Raw genomic sequence first — 20,730 nt, forward strand, 5'->3', positions numbered from 1 at the left:
CACCGAAGCTCCGTGGATCAACCCTGCCCCACCCGCTCCAACCACGCCACCGTGGGCGGCCCCACCTCGGGTAAAGCCGATTCGGCGATGATCCAGTGCGGCAGCCCGGGATAGTCGTGGCGTTCGGCGCCGTAACGGGCGGCGAGCCGGCGCGACATCCAAGGCGCGACGTTGCGGTCCGAACCGGCGACCGCCACCAGGACCGGGCAGGTCACGTCGTCGGCCTTGACGTGCATGATCGGAGTGCCCAGCGACATGGAGCGGAACACCCGACCGGAGTCGCGCACGAGCTCGGGGATAAGCGCGTCCTGTTCCTCGCCCGGCAGCGTATTGAGCGGGACCGCGCGCATGGTCGCTGCTGAAGGACGGAAGGCCCGCCCTGCCAAGACAGCCGGCAGCACCGGGAACAGGTGTGGCAGTGACCTGAGTTGCGGCCACAGCACCCCGGGCGGGACCGAGGCGAGCAGGACCAGCGCGACGCAGTCGCGGGCGGCTGCGACCTTCTGCGCGACGAGGCCGCCGAAGCTGTGCCCCATCACGATGGCCGGGCGGCCGATCTCGTCATAAGCCCGCAGCGCCACCTCGATGCACTCGGCGACGCCGGTGCGTCCCAGTACGCGGTCGTCGGACGGTTCGCGGCCGGGGAAGGCCGGTACGTGCACCTCATAGCCCGCCTCGCGCAGGAACCGGGCCCACGGCTGCATCAGGTGTGGTCGACCGAAAACGCCGTGTAGCAACAGGATTGGTGGTTGGCCGGATGTGCTCATGCAGTAATCATCCGAGGTTCATCGGGGTGGAGCAATTACCTGTGGGGTAAGGGATCTGCGTCGGGGTCATCGATGTTGACGCCGCATCACAGCCGACACGCTGATCTTTGCGGAAGCGGCGACACCAAGACCCGTGGAGTTTTACCAACGCCGCCCTGATGCATCACATGCCAGCCGGCAAATGGACCGAACTTCGTGCCGATGCGGCGCCACTGAGGCCCTCGGGAGGTGTCGCCGATGTCCTGATGCAGAAATGTCACCGATTTTGGTGGCGGAATCCCTTGCACGGGGCTGACACTCGGCGTTGACTCGAACACAAGTGCGATTCCTCACCTTTTCGTGGGTAGCTTGGGGTGTACTCCGCCGAGGCTGTGCCGCTACCACCACACCCAGATCCATCACGGTGGCTGGCAGGTCTACCTCGGCCCCGACCGCCACCCCTGGTTCATCCCACCACACGACCCAACCGGACCCGAACCACCACCTGCGCTCCCACGCCCGCCGCACCATGACCGACCTACCGGCCGCCGCATAACCCAAAGCCTCAGTGCACCTTGAAAACTGAACAGTGGGCCCTGGGGCTGGATGGCATCAAGAGAATGCCATCCACACACCCAGCGCCATCATCACGACGGCGATGATCACGTCGAGCACCCGCCAGGTCGCGGGATTGGCGAACAGCCCGGCCAGCTTTCGCGCACCCAGGCCGAGGCCGGTGAACCACAGTGCGCTTGCGGTGACGGCGCCGGCACCGAACAACCAGCGTTGATCATCGTGTTCGTTGGCCAGCGAGCCGAGCAGCACCACCGTGTCCAGGTACACGTGGGGGTTCAGCCACGTCAGCGCGGCCGCGGTGAGCAGGACCTCGAGCAGTCGGGCCGGCGTCTCCTCGGTCGGGGTCAGTGCGCCGGGTCGAAATGCGCGACGCGCCGCGAGCACGCCGTACCCGATGAGGAACGCCGCACCGCCGAGCTTGACGATGGTGACCGCGGTCGGGTGAGCGGTGATGATTGCGCCGACACCTGCGATACCTGCAGCGATCAGGATCAGATCCGACACCGTGCACAGCGCAATCACCGGCACCACGTGCTCACCGCGGATGCCCTGGCGCAGCACGAACGCATTCTGCGCGCCGATGGCAGCGATGAGCGCCATGGTCGTGAGGAAGCCGATGAACAGCGGTGATGCCATGATGCGAACGTAGGCGCGCGTTGTACTCAAGTACAGCTAACGCTTTTTACGTGGGATCAATATTTCTAATGCGGGCGGATCAGACGGCGCTGGCGGCCTCGTCGGCTGTGATGCTGAGCACTGCCTCATGGAGCAGCGTGAGCACGGCGTCGAGAACTATGCCGGCGTGCTTGCCCCGCGAATAACTGCGCAGGACCACTCGGCGGGTGCCCAGGCCGGGGACATCGAGCGTCTCCACCCCGTCGTGCGGTTGGCCGCGCAGCGCGAGCATCGGGATGAGCGTCATGCCCTCGCCGGCGGCCACCAGTGCCAAGGCGGTCTGGGTGCCGAAGTAACGGTGCACGATCGGCTGGTTCAGTCCGCTGGCGCGGCTCAGCCGCGCCGCCGCCCGTGCGGTGGCCGACGAGGGCTCAACCCCCACCCAGGGCAGCGGAAGTCGGCCCAGTTCGGTGACATCGGAGGCCAGGGTGCCTGCCGGCACCGCCAGCTTCCACGGTTCGTCGAGCAACGGCACCTCGACGATGCCCGCCGGCGGTCGCTGTGGTGAGTCGGCTGCATCCAATTCGACTATGGCAGCGTCCAATTCGCCGTCCTTGAGTCCGCGCATCAGCGGCTCGTGATCCGCCTCGACGATCTCGAACCGGATACCGGGCAGTTGGTGACGCCACTGCGGCAGCATCGGCGCGATGACGACGGACAGGAAACTCTGGAACCCGCCGAGGCGCATGGTCCCGTGGATTTCGGTCTCGCCGCGTTCCAGCTCGAGCTGTGCCTCGGCGAGCACGCGCTCGATCTGCTGGGCGGCCTCGGCCAGGACCTGGCCCTCATGGGTGAGCACCGAGCCGTTCGTCGTGCGCGTCATCAGTACTCGGTCGGTCTCGCGCTCCAGGCGGGCAATCTGCTGCGACACCGCCGACGGCGTCATCTGCAGATCGTCCGCCGCGGCCAGCACGCCGCCCTCACGCGCGACCGCGAGCAGATATCGAAGCCGACGGGGATCGATGTCCATTCACAAAAACTACACTGCCAGTGCAGATTTATTCAATTGTGTTTAACGCACTGCGGTCCGATACTTCTGCTGGGTTCAGTTGGCGTGAAGGCGGTTTGCGATGGTTGCGGCGACCCTGGGTTGGGTGGGCGCGGTGGGTACGTTGTTCGCGTACCTCGCCGTGAGTCGTGGTTGGCTGTGCGGCAAATCGCGTCGTTATGCCGCGCTGAACATTGCGGGCGGCACCATGGCGGGAGTGGCCGCCGGCATGTACGGCGCCTGGCCGAGTGCGGCGTCGAATCTCGTCTGGGCGCTGATCGGGGTCATCTCGGTCGTGGCTCAGCAGCGCGAGGCCCGCCGCACTCGTGTGGTGCTGGTGTCGGCGATGCCGGCACCGCGTTACTCGTTGCGACGCGTCATCGCCGCACCCCGGCGCGAGCCGCTGATCCATCCGGCCTCGCGTGAGGAAACCTGCGCGCCGTTGTAAACCCGGACAGGATTACCCGGGGACCAGAGTGGGCACTTCTGTTGGGTCGTGTAGTGACCTGCGCCACAACGGCGTGACGTGCAGGAGGAGCCGTGACCACCGAGCAGCCTGTCAGGAAGACCGACGTCGACGCCGCCCTGATGGGCGGTTCCACCTACCGCAGTCTGGGTGAGCAGCGGCTCACCCCACAGGAGGAGCGCTTCGAGAAGGGTCGCCGCACCGTCGGACTGTTCCTCGCTCCGGTGGTGGCCGTCGTCTTCCTTCTCCTTCCCTTGGACATCCCGCCGCAGCAGCAGACGCTGGCCGGGGTGCTGCTGGGCGTCATCGTGCTATGGGTCACCGAACCCGTGCCCATCCCGATCGGCGGTCTGCTCGGCGTCGCCGTCATCGTCTTCCTCGGCGTCGCACCGGTCGATGACGTGCTCGGACCGTTCGGCTCGTCGACGGTGTTCACCTTCATCGGGGCCTTCATCCTGGCCCAGGCGATGCTCAAACACGGTCTGGCCCGGCGGTTCGCCTTCCGCATCCTCGCGCTACCCCGCGTCGGCCAGTCGACCACGGGCGTGATCCTCGCCTTCGGTGCCATCACCTGCCTGCTGTCGGCATTCGTGTCCAACACCGCCACCGTCGCCATGCTGCTGCCGACCGCGATGGGCATCATCGGCGTCGTCGCCAAGATCCTGCAGGTGCAGGGCAAGGTCTCCGACGACTTCGATCCGCTGCGCCTCAAGGTGGGCGCGGCCATCATGCTGATGCTTGCCTACTCGGCAAGCGTCGGCGGACTGTTGACCCCGGTGGGTAGCCCACCCAACCTCATCGGCCGCGGACTCATCGAGGAGGCCACCGGGGAGACGATCAGCTTCGGCCAGTGGATGGTGCTCGCGGCGCCGATCTGTCTGCTGATGTTCCTGGTGCTGGCCTTCGTGTTGATCAAGCTAAACAAACCGGAACTCAAACGCATCGAGGGCGTCAGCGAGTACGTCGCCAAGCAGCGTGCCGAGATGGGAAACCTGACACGGGCCGAGAAGAACACGCTGATCGCCTTCGGTATCACGGTGTCGCTGTGGATCTTTCCGGGCATCCTGGCACTGATCTTCGGCAACGATTCCGACATCTATACGGCCGTGAGCGACCGGTTGGACGAGGGCACCGTCGCGGTCTTCGGCGCCGCGCTGTTGTTCCTACTGCCCACCGACTGGGCGCAACGCGAATTCACCCTGCGGTGGAAGGACGCCGCGGCCATCGACTGGGGCACCATCGTCCTGTTCGGCACCGGCATCATCTTCGGTTCGCTGCTCGCCGACACCGGCCTGGCCGAGACGATCGGAAACTCGGTGGCCGACGGCCTCGGGCTCACCAGCGTCGTCGCCATCACGATCTTCGCCGTCCTGCTCGCCGTCGTCGTGTCCGAGACGACGAGCAACACCGCCTCGGCCGCCGTGGTGGTCCCGATCATCATCCCGATCGCGGTCGCCGCCGGTGTGAACCCCTTCGTCCCGGCATTGGCGGCCACGTTCGCCGCCTCGTTCGGGTTCATGTTGCCGGTCTCCACGCCGCAGAACGCCATCGTCTACGGATCCGGTGCGGTGCCCATCACGACGATGATCCGGTCCGGGGTCACCTTCGACATCGCCGGCGCGATCCTGATCGTGGTGTTCCTTCCGCTGATGATCGCGGTGCTGGGATTGGGCGCGTGAGCGCACAACGCATCGCGGTCATCCCGGGCGACGGCATCGGCTCCGAGGTCGTCGAGGCGGCCCGCGCCGTGCTCGACGCCGTGTCGGCCAGACACGGGATCGACCTCGATTACCAGGAATTCGACTGGTCGTGTCGGCGGTTCGAACGCCACGGCGCGATGATGCCCGACGACGGTCTCGAGACGCTCGGCCAGTTCGACGCCATCTTCCTCGGAGCCGTCGGCTGGCCCGGTGTGCCGGACCACGTGTCGTTGTGGGGGCTGCTCATCCCCATCCGGCGTGCCTTCCGGCAGTACGTGAACCTGCGGCCCATCAGAGTTTTCGACGGTGTACGCAGTCCCCTGACGGGCGCCACCGATGTCGACTTCGTGGTGGTGCGCGAGAACGTGGAGGGCGAATACAGCGAGATCGGCGGTCGACTGAACCGGGGTTTTCCCGACGAGATGGCCGTCCAGGAGTCGGTGTTCACCCGCGTGGGTGTCAGCCGGATCGCCGATTACGCGTTCGAACTCGCGATGTCACGCGGCAGGTACGTCACGTCGGCCACCAAGTCGAACGGCATCGTGCACACCCTGCCGTTCTGGGATGAGGTCGTCGCCGAACGCGCCGCACACTACCCCGAGGTCCGCTGCGACAGCGAACACATCGACGCGCTGGCCGCGAAATTCGTCCTGCAACCACAGCGGTTCGACGTGGTGGTGGCGTCAAACCTGTTCGGCGACATCCTGTCCGATCTCGCCGCCGCCGTCGCGGGCTCCATCGGAATCGCGCCCTCGGCCAACCTCGACCCCACCAAGGCGCACCCGTCGATGTTCGAGCCGGTACACGGATCGGCGCCCGATATCGCCGGGCAGGGCACCGCCAATCCCGTGGGTGCGGTGTGGTCGGCGGCACTCATGCTCGATCACCTGGGCCACGGGGCGGCGTCGGCCGATGTGCTGACGGCGATGGCCGCCACACTGGCCGATCCGGCCACCCGCACAGCCGATCTCGGTGGCACCGCCGCGACGGCCGGGGTCACCGAGGCATTGATCGACGCCCTGCCGGGATAAACGAATTTCGCTGCAGCGCAGATAAGTCAGCCGCCGGACAGGCGGTCGTCCAGTATCGTCAGTGCAGCCATCAGGGAGTCCTCGGGCATGGGCGTGTCATGCGATGCGCAGATCAGCACCCCGACGATCGCGCCGGCGATCACCCGGCGGGCCAGCGGGTCTGCGGGAGCGTCGTGACGCCCCTCCATCGCCTCGGCGATCATGTCGATCAACCGGGCATAGTCGGAATAGAGCAGGCTGCGGGCCTCGGGGACGTCGTACATCAAACGTTGTGCGGTCGTGGCGGCTTCGCGCTCCTCGTCCGACAGCGCGCCGAACACCTCGGCCACTGCATGCCGGTAGGCGGCGACGGTGGACAACTTCCGCGGCGCCCGGGCGAACGCCCGTACGATCGGCTCGATCTGCTCGTCGTTGATCAGCACCGCTTCTTTGCCCGCGAAATAGCGGTAGAACGTGCGCGGGGAGATGTCGGCGGCAGCGGCGATCTGCTCGATGGTGGTGTCCTCATATCCGCGTTCGGCGAAGAGTTGGAACGCGGCACGACGGATGGCGAGACGGGTCTTGAGCTTCTTGCGTTCCCGTAAACCCGGCATCACCGGTTTCGACACCTGCACAGTGTCTCCCATCGCTCGCCGATCAGCCCACCGGTGTGTTCGCCGGCGCAGCGATGTGGAATCCACGGACATGCCGCGCTCCTCGGGCCGTCGGATGCAGATGCCGATACTCTACCGTCGGGTCGGACCGTGCTGGCCCGGACAGGGTGCCCCCGCCGAGGGGTAACGCCACCCGGTGGCTGGGCTCCGCGTTCGACACGGCGGCGGCCTCGACCGAGACGTTCGTGGCGATCTACGGGTATGGGCCGCAGCACGCGTGAACTAGTGTCGGTCGGGTGTCAGACGCTCTCTGGACCGCCGCCACCCGTCATCCGTTCCTGGACGCCGCACGCGACGGGACCCTGGCCGCCGCCTCGTTCGATAGGTGGTTGAGCCAGGATGCGCTGTTCGTCGCCGACCTGCTGACCTTCCAGGCCCGGCTGCTGGCGCGCGCGCCGCGCCCCGCCCAGGAGGTGCTGGCCGGTGGGTGCGCGGCCCTGGTGGCCGAGCTGGACTGGTTCGACGAGCACGCCACCCGGCGTGGTCTCGATGCCGACGTCGACCCGCTGCCGACGACACTGGCCTACCGCGACCTGCTGCGCCGTCTCGACGACGAACCGTTCGAGGCGGCCGTCACCGCGCTGTGGGTGATCGAGCGGGTGTATCTGCTCGGCTGGACGTCGGCGAAGTCGCCGACCTCACCGTTCGCCGAGTTCATCGACCATTGGACGGTCCCGGAATTCGCCTCCTACGTCGACGGGTTGACCGCGCTGGCCCGTCCCGAGGCGCATCAGGGGTTGGTCGACGAGGTGCTCAAGCTCGAGGTCGAATTCTGGAACATGGCATGGGAGGACGCCTCGTGAGCCTGTCAGCCCAACTGTGGTCGGAGAACGCCGATATCGTCGGCGACGTACTGGAGAATCCGTTCGTGCGTGGGATCGCAGACGGGTCACTGGACAAGGCGCTGTTCGCCGGGTACGTCGCCCAGGACGCCTTCTTCCTCGAATCCTTCGCCCGCGCTTACGCGTTGGCACTCGTGCGCAGTACGGATACGGCCACGTTGTTGACTTTCGCCGACCTGTTGGCCGGTGTCCGTGCCGAACTCGGTCTGCACGCCTCCTACGCGGCCGAGTGGGGCATCGACATGGCCGGTGTGCGGCCGTCCGCGGCGACGCTGGCCTACACCGAATTCCTGTTGGCCACCGCCGCCACCGGGGGCCTCGGTGTCATCTGTGCGGCCATGACGCCCTGCATGCGGCTCTACGCCCACATCGGGTCCACACTGAATGCGAGCACCGCCGGCGCCTACGCCAAATGGGTTCTCACGTATGCCGATCCGGAGTTCGATGCGGTCGCCACGCTCTTGGAGCAGCTGCTCGACCGACACGGCACCGACACGCCGGCGGTCCGCGACGCGTACCGCCGGGCCATGCGTCTGGAGTCGGCGTTCTTCAGCGCCGCCTACGAGGCGTGACGCCCCGAGCCGCGCTCCCGGCTAGCTCTGTGTGGCAGCGTCTTTCGTCACCGCGTTGAGCAGCGCGTCGCAGAAGGCCGGTAGGTCATCGGGGGTCCGGCTGGTGATCAGATTGCCGTCGACCACGACCTCCTGGTCGACGACGTTCGCGCCGGCGTTGCGCAGATCGGTGTGCAGGCTCGGGTAGGACGTGACGGTGCGGCCCTGCGCGACACCGGCCTCGATCAGCGTCCACGGGCCGTGGCAGATCACCGCGACCGGCCGGCCCGACTCGACGAAGTCGCGCACGAACGCCACCGCCGCGTCGTCGGAGCGCAACTTGTCGGCGTTCACGGTGCCGCCGGGCACCACCAACGCGTCATAGTCACCGGTGTTCGCGTCGGCGACCTGCTTGTCGACGCGGAAGGTACCGGCCGGCTCCAGGTCATGGTCGCGCGCCTCGATCATGCCGTTGTGCAGTGATAACAGTTCGAACTTACCGCCGGAATTGTCGATCGCGTCGCGTGGGCCCTCCAGCTCGCGGCGTTCGACTCCGTCGGTGGCCAGGATGGCGATCTTCTTGTCGGCGAGTGCGCCAGTTGCATTGCTCATGACCGAAGGGTTCCCGGCCTCGGTGTGGTCAAACAAAGCGCCGGGGCGCCCGGTCTCGACCGGCCGAACAGGTTGACCGCAGTCAACGTGACCGGCAACGACGGGTGACCGGATCGCGCCGCGCGATAGGGTTGTCCGTGGCGGGGGTGTAGGGAACGGAGCGGACATGGCGGTGGTCAACGGACCTTCTGCTCGGGAGGCCAAACGGCTGCAGACCCGGGAACGTCTGATGGGTGCCGCGGTGGCGGAGTTCAAACGCACCGGAATGGCCGAAGCAGATGTCGCCGCGATCGTCACCGCCGCCGGCGTCGCCCACGGCACCTTCTTCTTCCACTTCCCGACCAAAGAGCATGTCCTGCTGGAGTTGGAGAAGCGTGAAGAGGATCGCATGGCCAAGCAGTTCGGCCGCTACCTCGACAAGGACAATGATCTGAAATCCGCACTGCACGAGGCTGTTCGGTTGGTACTCGGCCTGGAGCGCCGGCTCGGCGAACTTCTGTTCAAGGACTTCCTGGCACTTCACTTCTCCCAGACACGCCCGCCCGCTGAACACGGGGGCGATCACTCGCTGGTCTTGCTGCTCGCCCAACGGCTGGCCGAAGCCAAGGAGTGTGGCGATATCGCCGATGATGTGACGCCGATGAACAGCGCGGTGATCTTCCTGCTCGGCCTGTACGCGTTGGCCATCACCACCACAGACCCGATGCGCCGCGATCTCCTCGACGATCTGGTGACACGCACGCTGCGCAGCATCGCTGTGTGACCCGACGAGCCGAAATCGGGCATTGCCGCGATCCGTTTTCTCTGACTAAAGTCAGTCAGCATGCACCGACCGGCCGGTTCGACCGCAGCAAGTGGGCTCCAGTTCGACGAACACATGGAGGAATCGCAGCGGGCGCAACGCCAAGCCGACAGGTGGTTGATCAGCGGCAGCATCCTCATCGGGACGGCGGCGCTGGGCATTTTCGGATTACCGCTGTTCCTACGCGGGGTCTGGTTGCTGCGGCGAGCCCAGCACAACGGCCTTTCCGTGCGCCCGATGATGGTGACGCTGCTCGGCTACCTCGTCATCATCGATGCCGCGATCAACACCGTGGGCTGGGCTCTCGATCTCATCGGCAGCCACACGTTGCTGGCGCGCGTGCTCCTCAACGGCTGGGGGCACATGTTCGACGCCGGATACTTCTGGCATTTCAACGAACTCTGGGTCGGCGGCACCGCCGGCCCGGGTGAGAAGGCCATGGAGGTCGGGATGATCCTCACCGTCTTCACCATGCGGATCGCCGCGGGGATCGGCTTCCTGCAGATGAAGCGGTGGGGTCACCAGTGGATGATCGTCACCTGCTGGATGGGTGTGGTCATCTGGGTTCTGTACGTGTTCAACATGACCATGTACGCCGATGTCCGGTTCGCGGGAACGATCTTCCCCGTCGTGGGGTGGTGGCTCTACGACATCTTCTACATCACGCCGTTTTTGGCCATCCCTTATCTGCACACGGTCAACCGGGAGATCTTCACCGACTGATCATCTTCTCATTGACTCAAGTCAATGATATGAAAGTTTCGACACAGTGCTGCCGAGCAGCGATACGGGAGGTCCGCGCGTGGACTACGTCTGGGAGATACTGCGGTACGTCGCCGCATGGGGCGGTACCGGCCTGGTCATCTGGTTCTGGTATTGGATGTTCTCCAACATCGGGACCTTCTGATCGTGTCCCCGGGGGATGCGTCGGCGCTCGACCTCGAGCGCAGTTGCGCACTGACCGCCGTCGCGTTGAGCGGCGGACATCGTGACGGCGCGCGGTTGGTCACCGGGCCGCACCGAAGTTTCGGACTCAGCCACTCCCGGGCCTTCGTCCACGTGCCCCACCCGCCGCTCGGCACGGCCTGGACCCGGCGGACGCTCACCTGCGGTATCGCCCTGCAATGTTCCCGGTCCAAGGATCGGGTCGGCGAGTACCGGGTGAACGAACTGTCCGCGCGCGAACTACGCGCGCTCGTCCTCGTCGAGGCCGGCGTCGCGCTCGGGTGGATCGCCTCCCGGTGGCCCGGATTGATGACCGAGTTCGCCCGAGTGCTGCCGGGGCTACGACCCGCCGATCCGGGCTTGGACGCCCACACCATGATCACCCGAGCCATCGACGACGCCCGGAGCGCCGGGACCATCGATGTGCCCGCGCTGCTGGGCAATCTGCCCGCGGTCTACACGAACCCCACCGGACTGGCAGACAAGCTCCGTCGGCAATTCGGCCGGATGCCCTGGACCACAACACAGCAGCGCGTGCCACGGCCATATTCGGTTCCGGTCGGCGGAGAAGGCGGCGTCCGCAACCCGAACCTGCCCCCGCCGAGCCGGCCGCAAGACAATGACGTGGACGTGACCCCGCAGCACCGGCCAGGTATTCCCTACCCGGAGTGGAATGCCTGGACCGAGAGTTTTCTGCCCGACCATGTCGCCGTGCTGGAACTGGCCCGCGACCGTCATGTCGACACCGCGGCCCCGGCGTCGGCCGACCTGCGCAAGTGGTTCCAGCAGAACACCCATCGAGCCATGGTCAACCGTCTACAGGACGGCTCGGATCTCGATATCGACGCCTATGTGGCCCATTACGTCGATATGGGTACCGGCCAGGCATCCGAGCCGCGATTGTTCCGGGAACTGCTGCCGACCAACCGCGACGTCGGCACCGCGTTGCTGTTGGACGGCAGTTCGTCGCTCGGTGTGCACGGCGGTCGGATCTTCCGGCTCGAACTGGCCTGTGCCGACGCGCTTTCGCGGGCGATGAACCACGCCCGGGAGCGACACGGGATCTTCGTGTTCACCGGGAACACCCGGCATCGCGTCGAGGTGCGCTGTCTCAAGGATTTCCCGGAGGCCCGGTTCGTCCCGCCCAGCGGACTGGGCTTGTCGACCGGCGGCTACACCCGCCTCGGTGCCCCGATCCGGCACCTGACCAGTCGGCTGTTGGCCCAGCCGGCGGAACGTCGACTGCTCATCATCATCGGTGACGGGATGATCTCCGACGAGGGCTACGAGGGCCGCTACGCCTGGTCGGACGCCGCACACGCGGTCGAAGAAGCCAATGACGCCGGCGTGTCCGTGTATTACGTCGGGGTCGGCCCCACCCGCGTCGACCCGCTACCGGAAGTGTTCGGCCCCAGACGATCCCAACGGATCCGACGCGTCGAGGATCTGCCCCGCGTGTTGGCCCATGTGCATCGGGAGTTGGTCGGCACATGACCCGCGACAACGAGGAAGACAGATGAGCAGCGATACCTACTACGCCTACGGCAACGAAGTCCGGCTCTTCGAGCAGGCCTTCCGCCGCCAGATCCCGGTCATGTTGACCGGACCGACCGGTTGCGGCAAGACCCGCTTCGTCGAGCACATGGGATCGTTGCTCGGCCGCCCCGTGGTCACCATCAGCTGCCACGACGACCTGACGAGTTCGGACCTCGTCGGTCGTTTCATGGTCACCGGTGGGGACGTGATCTGGACCGACGGACCGCTCACCCGAGCGGTCAAGTCCGGGGCCATCTGCTACCTGGACGAGGTGGTCGAGGCGCGCCACGACTCCCTGGCCCTCCTGCATTCGCTGACCGATCATCGGCGCACCCTGTACCTGGATCGATCCGATGAAGTCATCCGGGCACCACAGGATTTCATGTTGGTGTGCTCATACAACCCGGCGTACCGCAGCTCACTCAAGGAGCTCAAACCGTCGTTCCGGCAACGCTTCGCCACGCTGGCGATGAACTATCTGCCGCCCGAGCGCGAGGTGCAGGCCGTCGTCTCGGAGACCGGCATCGACGCGCGGGTCGCACGACGGCTGGTCGACTGCGCCATCGCCATCCGCACCGCCGACGAGGCCTTCCACTTCGAGCCGCCCTCGACCCGGGTGATCGTCACCGCCGCCCAGCTGATCGCCGCCGGTGCCGGTGAGCTCGACGCGGCCGAAGCGTGCATCCTGGCCCCGCTGAGCACCGACGGCGCCATCAGCGAAGGCCTGCGCGAGGTCGCCGCGGCCGGCCTACAGCCCACCGACACAGTCTGAGAGAGGATTTCACATGGTCGACCAGAAAGAGAAGAAGCGTAAGCGTGCCCTGATCGTGTTCCAGGTCGCCATCTACGGCTACCTGCTCACGATGTTTCTCATCCAGCTCTACATGTCCTTCGAACGGGGCTGGTGGGAGCTGTGACGGCCGTCGAATCGACGATACGACTGCAAGACCACCACGAGCAGTCCCGCCTCGCTCAGCGCCGGGCCGACAAATGGCTGATCGTCGGTGCCGCGCTGATGGGCATGTGGGTGCCCGGGCTCATCGGATTCCCCATCTTCATGCGCGGTGTGTGGCTGCAGCGCCAGGCGCAACGGGACGGCCTGTCCGTGCGACCGATGATCGTCACGTTGATCGGCTACCTGGTGCTCATCGACGGCATGCTCAACAGCCTGGGCTGGGCGCTGGACCTGATCGGAAACCACACGCTGATCAACCGGGTGCTGATGACCGGCTGGGGCCACATGTTCGACGCCGGATACTTCTGGCACTACAACGAACTCTGGGTCGGCGGTGCTGCCGGACCGGGCGAGAAGGCCATGGTGCTCGGCATGATCATCACCGTCTTCGCGATGCGCTGCGCCGCGGCGATCGGCTTCTTGCAGATGAAGCGGTGGGGCCACCAGTGGATGATCGTCACCTGTTGGATGGGTGTGCTGATCTGGATTCTCTATGTGTTCAACATGACGATGTACGCCGACGTCCGCTTCGCGGGCACGGTCTTCCCGGTCATCGGCTGGTGGCTCTACGACATCTTCTACATCACCCCTTTCCTCGCGATCCCGTACCTGCACACGGTGAACCGCGAAATCTTCACGGACTGAAGGAGACATACCGTGACACAGACAGCGGCACCGGTAGCGGACCTTCCGCCGGGAACGACCCCGTACTACGCGCGCATGCACAAGTGGATCAAACGGGCTGTGCTGGTGTGCCTGGTCGCCCTGGTCCTTGAAGGCGCCTTCACGCTGCCGTTCATGGCCGTCTACTACGGCTACCCGACCCTGAGCCTCACCCAGATCTGCAGTGAGCTGCTCAAGGTGCGGTACTCCGACGACACCTTGGAGTGCAAGTATCCGTACCCACCGCTGGGGCCACCCGAGGGTGCCGAGGGCAAGGACACCGCCCGCGACATCTGGGGCATCCAGCCCATCCCTCAGTACGACCGCCTGGGCTTCCGGGAACTGGTCGACCGGTACGAGGCGCGGCAGGCGAAACTCGCCGAGCAGCAGGGACAGTGACGGTGGCGGACCCCCAGGTGGTGGATCCAGGTCAGAACTGCACGCCGCGGGTCAGCGCACCGTCGACCAGCAGGTTGGTCCCGGTGATGAAGCTGGCCGCCGAACTGGACAGGAACACCACCGCGTTGGCGACCTCCTGGGCGGTGGCCATCCGACCGGTCGGGTTCAAAGCCAGTGCGGTGGCGAACAGTTCGGGATCGTTCTGCTCGATCGACGGCCACACCCCGCCGGGGAAGTAGGTGTTGCCGGGGCTGACGGTGTTGGCGCGCACACCTTTGCCGGCGAGCTGATAGGCCAACCCCTGGGTGTAGTGGATGATCGCGGCCTTCATGGTGCCGTACGGGCCTGCGGCGAAGTCGATCTCGCGTCCCGACACACTGGAGATCGTCACGATGGACCCGGCGCCGGAAGCCTGCAGATGCGGGAGTGCGGCATCCACGAGACCCACCGTGCCCATCAGATCGACCTCGAAACTGGTGCGCCAGTTGTCCTCCGACTCCGGAATCGCCAGCGCGCTGACATTGGCGACCACACCGTCGAGTCCGCCGAACGCCTCGGCGCTGGCATCCACCCACGCCGCCAGCGCGGCTGTGGCACCCACGTCGACGGCGGTGCCGAGCGCACTGGAACCGAAATCCTTCTGCGCCTGCGCCACCGCATCCGAGGTGCGGGCGCAGAACGCCACCTTGGCCCCCTCGGCGAGCAGTCCCTCCACGACGGCGCATCCGATACCGCGGGTGCCACCGGTGACCGCGAAGCGCTTCCCCTTGAGTCCGAGATCCATGCCAGTTCTCCTCAGTAGTTGATGGTGCCCAGAGACTTTGCCGCCGAGCGCAGATCGGCGTGCACGCCACCGTAGGCCGGGGCGTCCGGCAGCAGCCGCTTGTCGATCTTGGTCACGGCGCTGTAGTTGGTGTCCACCACATTGGCGATCGGGGCCAGCGATATCTGGGTCAGCAGCTGGTAGGCATCGAAGCGATCCAGGCCGTACAGTTCGCCGAGCCAGGTGATCATCTCCACCTGTCCGGCCCGCCACGCCTCCTCCAGCGGCCTGCCCGAGCCGACACACATCAGATGGGTGTCGTTCTCCAGGCGGGGCCAGGCCGGACCGCCGCCCTTGATCAGCTCCACGATCGCGGTGACGTGCATGGCGCCCTCGACCGCGGTACCGCACGATTCGCCCTCGCCCTGCCGGTAGTGGCCGTCACCGAGCGAGAACAGCGCGCCGGGCACGTTCACCCGCAGATAGCAGGTGGCACCGGCGGTCATCTCCGGGGTGTCCATGTTGCCGCCGAATACATCGGGCACCAGCGAGGTGCGCACCTCGCGGCGGGCCGGCGCGACGCCCACGGTGCCCAGCATCGGGTTGGCCGGCAGCGCCACCTCGAAGTTGCTTCCGTGTGCCGAGAAGCCGACAGTGTGTGCTGCCGAATCGTATTCGTAGATCCAGGTCCGCTCGGGCAGTGGCTCCTGCAGCGTGGGGCTGACCGGGATGCTGGTGAGCCCGCCGAAGAACGGGATCAGCGTCGAGGCGCCCCAACTGCGCGCCGGGGTGAGATCCACCAGGTGTACGGCCAGTGTGTCGCCGGGTTCGGCGCCCTCGATCCAGAACGGCCCGGTCTGCGGATTGAGGTCCTCGGTGTCCAGCGCGCTGCTCGCGATGTCGTCGGCGCTGGTGATCCGGCCGCCGTAGGCATCCTCGGTCCACAGCCGCAGCGCCGTCCGGCCCTTGATCCGCATGACCGGTTCGGCACCACCGAAGGTGAAGGCGAACTGTTCGGGCGACGGGATGAAGGTGATCTGCTCCATTCGACCATCTTTGTCGCAACGGGCCGTCACCGCCACACATCATGGAGCGGGTCGGGGAACCAACCGTTGCAACTGGGTCACGTGTTCGGGTGTCAGTTCGTCCAGACCGGCGACGCCGAGCAACCGCATGGTGCGCGAGATCTGCTCGGACAGGATCTCGATCATGCGGTCCACCCCGGCCTCGCCCCCGGCCATCAGGCCGTACAGATAGGCCCGCCCGACGAGGGTGAACCGGGCGCCGAGCGCCACCGAGGCGACGATATCCGCGCCCGACATGATGCCGGTGTCGAGGATGATCTCGGTGTCTGCTCCGACGGCGGCCGCCACTTCGGGCAGCAGGTGGAAGGGGATCGGCGCTCGATCCAGTTGGCGGCCACCATGGTTGGACAACACGATGCCGTCGACGCCCAGTTCGGTGACGGCACCGGCGTCGGCGACCGTCTGGATGCCCTTGACCACGAGTTTGCCCGGCCACTGTGCCTTGATCCACGCCAGATCATCGAAGGTGACCGTGGGATCGAACATGGTGTCCAGCAACTCGGCGACGGTGCCCGACCACCGGTCCAGCGAGGCGAAGGCCAACGGCTCGGTGGTCAGGAAGTCGATCCACCACTGCGGCCGCGGGATTGCGTTGAGCACCGTCTTGGCCGTCAGCGCAGGCGGGATCGACATGCCGTTGCGCTTGTCGCGCAGCCGGGCGCCGGCCACCGGCACATCGACGGTCACCAGCAAGGTGTCATAACCGGCCGCCGCGGCGCGTTCGACCAGGGCCATCGAGCGGTCCCGGTCCTTCCACATGTACAACTGAAACCAGTTGCGTCCGTGCGGATTGGCCGCCTTGACATCTTCGATGGATGCGGTGCCCATGGTGGACAGGGAGAAGGGGATACCGGCCCGCGCCGCGGCCCGCGCCCCGGCGTGTTCACCCTCGGTCTGCATCATCCGGGTGAATCCGGTGGGCGCGATGCCGAACGGCAGTTCGGAGCGACCGCCCAGGATCGTGCAGCTGGTGTCGACCTTGGACACGTCACGCAGGATGGCGGGGTGGAACTCGATGTCCTGGAAGGCCTGCCGGGCCCGCGCCAGCGACAGCTCGGCTTCTGCCGAGCCGTCGGTGTAGTCGAACGCGGCCTTGGGGGTGCGCCGCTTGGCGATGGTCCGCAGGTCCTCGATGGTCAGTGCCGCGGCGAGCCGACGCGTGCGCGCGTTGAACTCGGGCTTCTTGAACTGCATCAGCGGGGCCAGATCGGCGACCTTGGGGATGCGGCGTTTCATGAGAGTGCCTTTCCTGCCCCGACCGGGCGAGGGGTGCGCGTCCGGTGTGTACGGGGAACGTAACGCTGTGGGGGGAACCTGGTGGCGACGAGATGCCGCAGCGCTTCGAGATCGCCGTCGATCAGCCGGTGAGCCCGGGCACTGATCAACACATTACCGAGCGCGGTGGCCTCGACGGGACCTGCGAGCACCGGTAACCCGGCCCGGTCGGCGGTGAGCTGGCACAGCAACCGGTTCTGGGAGCCGCCGCCGACGATGTGCACCGCCTGCACCGGCGTGCCGGACAGGTCGGCGGCGCGCCGGACACCGTCGGCGAACGCCGCCGCCAGGCTCTCGACGATGGCCCGCACCATCTCCGGCCGCGTCATCGGCACCTGCAGGCCGCGCTCGTCGTACCAGGCGCGGATCCGCCCGGGCATGTCACCGGGGGCCAGGAAGCGTGGGTCGGCGGTGTCGAAGACGTCGAACACCGGTCGCACCTCGCCGGCCTGGGCCAGCAACTCCGACAGCTCGGCGCGGTACCCCTCGCGTTGGTACTGGCGAACGGTCTCGCTCAGCAGCCACAGCCCCATCACGTTGTGCAGGTAGCGGATCCTGCCGTCGGCGCCGACCTCGTTGGTGAAGTTGGCCTGCCTGCCGGCTTCGGTGAGTACCGGTGCGGCGAGCTCCACACCGACCAATCCCCAAGTGCCACACGATATGTATGCGGCCTGGGCGGAGTCCATCGGGACGGCGACCACGGCCGACGCGGTGTCGTGCGAGGCCACGGTCGTGACGGAAGTCGCGGCTGACAGCCCCAATTGGTCGGCGACGCCCCGCAGCAGTGGGCCCAGTTCGGTGCCGGGCTCGACCAGATCGGGGAACAAACCCGTCGGCAGACCGACCGCGGTGGCCAGCTCGTCGTCCCAGCGGCCGTCGGTGTGCAACAGGCCGGTGGTCGAGGCGTTGGTCCGCTCGGTGCCCATCTGTCCGGTCAGCCAGTAGCCGATCAGATCGGGGACCAGCAGCGCGGACTCGGCGATGTCGAGCTGTGTCTCGGCGGCAAGTTGGTAGATCGTGTTGAACGGCAGGAACTGCAGTCCGTTGCGGGCATACAACTCGGCGGCCTCGACCCTGCGGTGCACCGCGAACACCCCGGATCCGGTCCGGGAATCGCGGTAGTGGTGCGGCAGTGACAGCAGCGCCCCGCCGCGCATCAGCCCGTAATCCACGGCCCAGGAGTCCACACCGATGGTGATCAGGTCATCCGATCGCCGACCGGCCTCGGTCAGCCCGGCGCAGGCCTCTCGGAACAACCCGGGTATGTCCCAGTGCAGCGCAGCACGATCACCGTTCCACAGCTGCACCGGGTCATTGGCGAATCGGGCGATCTGCTCGAGTTCCAGGCGTCCCGGGCCGATATCGGCGAGCATCACCCGGCCGCTGGTGGCGCCCAGATCGACGGCCGCGACCTGGGTGCTCATCGCAGGAAAGCAGCGGCCACGCCCGCGTCGACCGGCACGTGCAGCCCCGTGGTGTGGGAAAAGTCGCTGGTGCACAGCGCGAATGCGGCATTGGCGATGTTCTCGGGCAGCACCTCGCGCTTGAGCAGGGTGCGCTGGGCGTAGTAGGCGCCGAGCTCCTCCTCGGGAACCCCGTACACCGCGGCGCGCTTGGCGCCCCAACCGCCGGCGAAGATGCCCGAGCCGCGGACCACACCGTCGGGGTTGATGCCGTTGACCTTGATGCCGTGCTCGCCGAGTTCGGCCGCGAGCAACCGAACCTGATGCGCCTGATCGGCTTTGGTGGCCGAGTAGGCGATGTTGTTGGGTCCGGCGAACACCGAGTTCTTCGACGAGATGTAGATGATGTCACCGCCCAGCTTCTGGTCGATGAGCGCGCGGGCGGCGGCCTTGGAGACCAGGAAGGAGCCTCGCGCCATCACGTTGTGCTGCAGGTCCCAGTCGGCGGCGGTGGTGTCCAGCAGCGACTTCGACAGCGACAGGCCGGCATTGTTGACCACGATGTCGATACCGCCGAAGGCCAAGGCGGTGGCGTCGACGGCGTCCTGCACGGCGGCCTCGTCGGTGACGTCGGCGGCGATCCCGACGGCGACGTCGGCGTTGCCGATCTCGGCGGCCGCGGCGGCCGCCTTGTCGGCGTCGAGATCGGCGATGACGACGCAGGCACCTTCGGCGGCCAGCCGGGTGGCGATGGCCTTGCCGATTCCCGAGGCCGCGCCGGTCACCAGCGCGATCCGGGTGGCCAGCGGTTTGGGCTTCGGCATCCGCGCCAGCTTGGCTTCCTCCAGCGCCCAGTACTCGATGCGGAACTTCTCCGACTCGTCGATGGGGGCGTAGCTGGACACCGCTTCGGCGCCGCGCATGACGTTGATGGCGTTGAGGTAGAACTCACCGGCCACCCGTGCGGTCTGCTTGTCCTTGCCGTAGCTGAACATGCCGACTCCGGGGATCAGCACGATGGCCGGGTCGGCGCCGCGCATCGCCGGGCTGTCGGCGGTGGCGTACCGCTCGTAGTAGGCGCGGTAATCGGCGCGGTAGCACTCGTGCAGTTCGGTCAGCCGGGCCTTGCACTCGTCGATGCCGGCATCGGCGGGCAGGTCGAGCACCAGCGGCTTGACCTTGGTGCGCAGGAAGTGATCGGGGCAGCTGGTGCCCAGCGCCGCGAGGCGCGGATGTTCTGTGGCGGCCAGGAAGTCCAGCACCGGTGCGACATCGGTGAAATGTCCCACCTGCGGGCGGTCGGCCGAGGCCAGCCCGCGGATGAACGGTGCCAGCGCGGCGGCCTTGGCACGGCGCTGCGCCGCGGGCAGTGCGCCGTAACCGTCCAGTGGCGCCCCGAACGGCTGGTCCTTGCCGTTGGCGGCCAGGTACTCCTCGGCCAGTCGGATGATCTCCAGCGAGTTGGCCTGCGCCTCATCGGAGGTGTCACCCCAGGCGGTGATGCCGTGGCCGCCGAGGATGCAGCCCGTTGCCTGCGGGTTGGCCTTCTTGATCTCCGCGATGTCCAGCCCGAGCTGAAATCCCGGACGGCGCCACGGTACCCAGACGACGCGGTCCCCGTAGATCTTGCGGGTGAGCGCCTCACCGTCGGCGGCGGTCGCGATCGCGATGCCGGAATCCGGGTGCAGGTGGTCGACGTGCGCGGCGTCCACCAGGCCGTGCATGGCGGTGTCGATCGACGGTGCCGCGCCTCCCTTGCCGTGCAGGCAGTAGTCGAACGCGGCGACCATCTCGTCCTCACGCTCGACACCGGGGTAGACGTCGACCAGTGCGCGCATCCGGTCCAGGCGCAGCACGGCCAGCCCGCTCTCGGTCAAGGTGCCCAGATCGCCACCGGATCCCTTGACCCACAACAGTTCCACGTCGTCACCGGTGACCGGATCGGTGTCGACGCCCTTGGCGGAGGTATTGCCGCCGGCATAGTTCGTGTTCTTCGGATCGGCGCCCAGCGCGTTGGATCGCGCGATCAGTGCTGCGACAGGATTTTCAGGCAGTGATGGCATC

General features: G+C 66.8%; 22 protein-coding genes. 12 read left to right on the forward strand and 10 right to left on the reverse strand.

Annotated elements, in window-relative coordinates; translation table 11 throughout:
* Nucleotides 1–17: 17 nt before the first annotated feature.
* From ACWDUN_RS18660 to ACWDUN_RS18670, 3 genes are all read right to left on the reverse strand, one after another.
* Complete coding sequence (locus ACWDUN_RS18660) at nucleotides 18–767, reverse strand: alpha/beta hydrolase (RefSeq protein ID WP_449931217.1); 750 nt, start codon at nucleotides 765–767, stop codon at nucleotides 18–20.
* Between the two features lie 591 nt (nucleotides 768–1,358).
* Nucleotides 1,359–1,958 (reverse strand): L-lysine exporter, encoded by a 600-nt coding sequence (gene lysE / locus ACWDUN_RS18665; RefSeq protein WP_449931219.1) that lies wholly within the window; start codon nucleotides 1,956–1,958, stop codon nucleotides 1,359–1,361.
* A 79-nt stretch (nucleotides 1,959–2,037) separates the two neighbouring features.
* Entirely contained in the window at nucleotides 2,038–2,967 is a 930-nt protein-coding gene (locus ACWDUN_RS18670; protein ID WP_449931221.1) for a LysR family transcriptional regulator, read from the reverse strand.
* 100 nt (nucleotides 2,968–3,067) lie between these two features.
* Between ACWDUN_RS18670 and ACWDUN_RS18675 the strand changes: the two genes are divergently transcribed.
* The 3 genes from ACWDUN_RS18675 to ACWDUN_RS18685 all read left to right on the forward strand — a co-directional run bounded on the left by ACWDUN_RS18675 (nucleotide 3,068) and on the right by ACWDUN_RS18685 (nucleotide 6,182).
* Nucleotides 3,068–3,433: a CBU_0592 family membrane protein gene (locus tag ACWDUN_RS18675; protein WP_449931223.1), complete on the forward strand. Its 366-nt coding sequence runs from the start codon at nucleotides 3,068–3,070 to the stop codon at nucleotides 3,431–3,433.
* 140 nt (nucleotides 3,434–3,573) lie between these two features.
* Nucleotides 3,574–5,130, forward strand: coding sequence for an SLC13 family permease (locus tag ACWDUN_RS18680; protein ID WP_449931559.1), 1,557 nt, complete (start codon nucleotides 3,574–3,576; stop codon nucleotides 5,128–5,130).
* Nucleotides 5,127–6,182 (forward strand): tartrate dehydrogenase, encoded by a 1,056-nt coding sequence (locus tag ACWDUN_RS18685; RefSeq protein WP_449931225.1) that lies wholly within the window; start codon nucleotides 5,127–5,129, stop codon nucleotides 6,180–6,182. Before ACWDUN_RS18680 ends, ACWDUN_RS18685 begins: the two co-directional genes overlap by 4 nt.
* A gap of 26 nt (nucleotides 6,183–6,208) precedes the next feature.
* On the opposite strand, the gene ACWDUN_RS18690 is transcribed toward ACWDUN_RS18685, so the two are convergent.
* Nucleotides 6,209–6,775 (reverse strand): TetR family transcriptional regulator, encoded by a 567-nt coding sequence (locus tag ACWDUN_RS18690; protein WP_449931561.1) that lies wholly within the window; start codon nucleotides 6,773–6,775, stop codon nucleotides 6,209–6,211.
* 296 nt (nucleotides 6,776–7,071) lie between these two features.
* Between ACWDUN_RS18690 and ACWDUN_RS18695 the strand changes: the two genes are divergently transcribed.
* Nucleotides 7,072–7,638 (forward strand): thiaminase II/PqqC family protein, encoded by a 567-nt coding sequence (locus ACWDUN_RS18695; RefSeq protein ID WP_449931227.1) that lies wholly within the window; start codon nucleotides 7,072–7,074, stop codon nucleotides 7,636–7,638.
* Complete coding sequence (locus tag ACWDUN_RS18700) at nucleotides 7,635–8,249, forward strand: TenA family protein (RefSeq protein ID WP_449931229.1); 615 nt, start codon at nucleotides 7,635–7,637, stop codon at nucleotides 8,247–8,249. Before ACWDUN_RS18695 ends, ACWDUN_RS18700 begins: the two co-directional genes overlap by 4 nt.
* A 21-nt stretch (nucleotides 8,250–8,270) precedes the next feature.
* On the opposite strand, the gene ACWDUN_RS18705 is transcribed toward ACWDUN_RS18700, so the two are convergent.
* A complete protein-coding gene (locus ACWDUN_RS18705; RefSeq protein ID WP_449931231.1) occupies nucleotides 8,271–8,840 on the reverse strand; it encodes a type 1 glutamine amidotransferase domain-containing protein in 570 nt (189 codons plus the stop codon).
* Nucleotides 8,841–9,006: 166 nt separating this feature from the next.
* Here ACWDUN_RS18705 and ACWDUN_RS18710 point away from each other — a divergent pair, with 166 nt between their 5' ends.
* From ACWDUN_RS18710 to ACWDUN_RS18740, 7 genes are all read left to right on the forward strand, one after another.
* On the forward strand, nucleotides 9,007–9,603 hold the full coding sequence (locus ACWDUN_RS18710; protein ID WP_449931233.1) for a TetR/AcrR family transcriptional regulator: 597 nt from the start codon (nucleotides 9,007–9,009) through the stop codon (nucleotides 9,601–9,603).
* Nucleotides 9,604–9,663: 60 nt separating this feature from the next.
* Nucleotides 9,664–10,365, forward strand: coding sequence for a hypothetical protein (locus ACWDUN_RS18715; RefSeq protein WP_449931235.1), 702 nt, complete (start codon nucleotides 9,664–9,666; stop codon nucleotides 10,363–10,365).
* Between the two features lie 183 nt (nucleotides 10,366–10,548).
* Nucleotides 10,549–12,081 (forward strand): MorD protein, encoded by a 1,533-nt coding sequence (locus tag ACWDUN_RS18720; RefSeq protein WP_449931562.1) that lies wholly within the window; start codon nucleotides 10,549–10,551, stop codon nucleotides 12,079–12,081.
* A 22-nt stretch (nucleotides 12,082–12,103) separates the two neighbouring features.
* Nucleotides 12,104–12,895: an AAA family ATPase gene (locus ACWDUN_RS18725; protein WP_449931237.1), complete on the forward strand. Its 792-nt coding sequence runs from the start codon at nucleotides 12,104–12,106 to the stop codon at nucleotides 12,893–12,895.
* Nucleotides 12,896–12,908: 13 nt separating this feature from the next.
* Nucleotides 12,909–13,040: a hypothetical protein gene (locus tag ACWDUN_RS18730; protein WP_449931239.1), complete on the forward strand. Its 132-nt coding sequence runs from the start codon at nucleotides 12,909–12,911 to the stop codon at nucleotides 13,038–13,040.
* On the forward strand, nucleotides 13,037–13,723 hold the full coding sequence (locus ACWDUN_RS18735) for a hypothetical protein (protein ID WP_449931241.1): 687 nt from the start codon (nucleotides 13,037–13,039) through the stop codon (nucleotides 13,721–13,723). Before ACWDUN_RS18730 ends, ACWDUN_RS18735 begins: the two co-directional genes overlap by 4 nt.
* Before the next feature lie 75 nt (nucleotides 13,724–13,798).
* Nucleotides 13,799–14,140: a hypothetical protein gene (locus tag ACWDUN_RS18740; RefSeq protein ID WP_449931564.1), complete on the forward strand. Its 342-nt coding sequence runs from the start codon at nucleotides 13,799–13,801 to the stop codon at nucleotides 14,138–14,140.
* Nucleotides 14,141–14,171: 31 nt separating this feature from the next.
* On the opposite strand, the gene ACWDUN_RS18745 is transcribed toward ACWDUN_RS18740, so the two are convergent.
* The 5 genes from ACWDUN_RS18745 to ACWDUN_RS18765 are packed head-to-tail and all read right to left on the reverse strand — an operon-like array spanning nucleotide 14,172 to nucleotide 20,729.
* Complete coding sequence (locus ACWDUN_RS18745) at nucleotides 14,172–14,924, reverse strand: SDR family NAD(P)-dependent oxidoreductase (protein WP_449931243.1); 753 nt, start codon at nucleotides 14,922–14,924, stop codon at nucleotides 14,172–14,174.
* A gap of 11 nt (nucleotides 14,925–14,935) precedes the next feature.
* Nucleotides 14,936–15,949, reverse strand: a complete 1,014-nt coding sequence (locus ACWDUN_RS18750) for an acetamidase/formamidase family protein (RefSeq protein WP_449931245.1) — start codon at nucleotides 15,947–15,949, stop codon at nucleotides 14,936–14,938.
* Nucleotides 15,950–15,988: 39 nt separating this feature from the next.
* A complete protein-coding gene (locus tag ACWDUN_RS18755; RefSeq protein WP_449931247.1) occupies nucleotides 15,989–17,224 on the reverse strand; it encodes an alpha-hydroxy acid oxidase in 1,236 nt (411 codons plus the stop codon).
* Nucleotides 17,221–18,687 carry a rhamnulokinase gene (locus tag ACWDUN_RS18760; protein WP_449931249.1) on the reverse strand — a complete coding sequence of 489 codons (1,467 nt, stop codon included), beginning with the start codon at nucleotides 18,685–18,687 and terminating at the stop codon, nucleotides 17,221–17,223. The genes ACWDUN_RS18755 and ACWDUN_RS18760 overlap by 4 nt, the downstream gene beginning before the upstream one ends.
* Nucleotides 18,684–20,729 carry a bifunctional aldolase/short-chain dehydrogenase gene (locus tag ACWDUN_RS18765; RefSeq protein WP_449931251.1) on the reverse strand — a complete coding sequence of 682 codons (2,046 nt, stop codon included), beginning with the start codon at nucleotides 20,727–20,729 and terminating at the stop codon, nucleotides 18,684–18,686. Before ACWDUN_RS18765 ends, ACWDUN_RS18760 begins: the two co-directional genes overlap by 4 nt.
* Nucleotide 20,730 lies beyond the last annotated feature (1 nt).

The organism is Mycobacterium sp. NPDC003323, assembly GCF_053589535.1.

Bases quoted from the DNA above. Each gene is read 5' to 3' on its own strand.
- ACWDUN_RS18660 (WP_449931217.1), bottom strand. From the start codon at position 767: ATGAGCACATCCGGCCAACCACCAATCCTGTTGCTACACGGCGTTTTC.
- lysE (WP_449931219.1), bottom strand. From the start codon at position 1,958: ATGGCATCACCGCTGTTCATCGGCTTCCTCACGACCATGGCGCTCATC.
- ACWDUN_RS18670 (WP_449931221.1), bottom strand. From the start codon at position 2,967: ATGGACATCGATCCCCGTCGGCTTCGATATCTGCTCGCGGTCGCGCGT.
- ACWDUN_RS18675 (WP_449931223.1), top strand. From the start codon at position 3,068: ATGGTTGCGGCGACCCTGGGTTGGGTGGGCGCGGTGGGTACGTTGTTC.
- ACWDUN_RS18680 (WP_449931559.1), top strand. From the start codon at position 3,574: ATGGGCGGTTCCACCTACCGCAGTCTGGGTGAGCAGCGGCTCACCCCA.
- ACWDUN_RS18690 (WP_449931561.1), bottom strand. From the start codon at position 6,775: ATGCCGGGTTTACGGGAACGCAAGAAGCTCAAGACCCGTCTCGCCATC.
- ACWDUN_RS18705 (WP_449931231.1), bottom strand. From the start codon at position 8,840: ATGAGCAATGCAACTGGCGCACTCGCCGACAAGAAGATCGCCATCCTG.
- ACWDUN_RS18710 (WP_449931233.1), top strand. From the start codon at position 9,007: ATGGCGGTGGTCAACGGACCTTCTGCTCGGGAGGCCAAACGGCTGCAG.
- ACWDUN_RS18715 (WP_449931235.1), top strand. From the start codon at position 9,664: ATGCACCGACCGGCCGGTTCGACCGCAGCAAGTGGGCTCCAGTTCGAC.
- ACWDUN_RS18725 (WP_449931237.1), top strand. From the start codon at position 12,104: ATGAGCAGCGATACCTACTACGCCTACGGCAACGAAGTCCGGCTCTTC.
- ACWDUN_RS18730 (WP_449931239.1), top strand. From the start codon at position 12,909: ATGGTCGACCAGAAAGAGAAGAAGCGTAAGCGTGCCCTGATCGTGTTC.
- ACWDUN_RS18740 (WP_449931564.1), top strand. From the start codon at position 13,799: ATGCACAAGTGGATCAAACGGGCTGTGCTGGTGTGCCTGGTCGCCCTG.
- ACWDUN_RS18745 (WP_449931243.1), bottom strand. From the start codon at position 14,924: ATGGATCTCGGACTCAAGGGGAAGCGCTTCGCGGTCACCGGTGGCACC.
- ACWDUN_RS18750 (WP_449931245.1), bottom strand. From the start codon at position 15,949: ATGGAGCAGATCACCTTCATCCCGTCGCCCGAACAGTTCGCCTTCACC.
- ACWDUN_RS18755 (WP_449931247.1), bottom strand. From the start codon at position 17,224: ATGAAACGCCGCATCCCCAAGGTCGCCGATCTGGCCCCGCTGATGCAG.
- ACWDUN_RS18760 (WP_449931249.1), bottom strand. From the start codon at position 18,687: ATGAGCACCCAGGTCGCGGCCGTCGATCTGGGCGCCACCAGCGGCCGG.
- ACWDUN_RS18765 (WP_449931251.1), bottom strand. From the start codon at position 20,729: ATGCCATCACTGCCTGAAAATCCTGTCGCAGCACTGATCGCGCGATCC.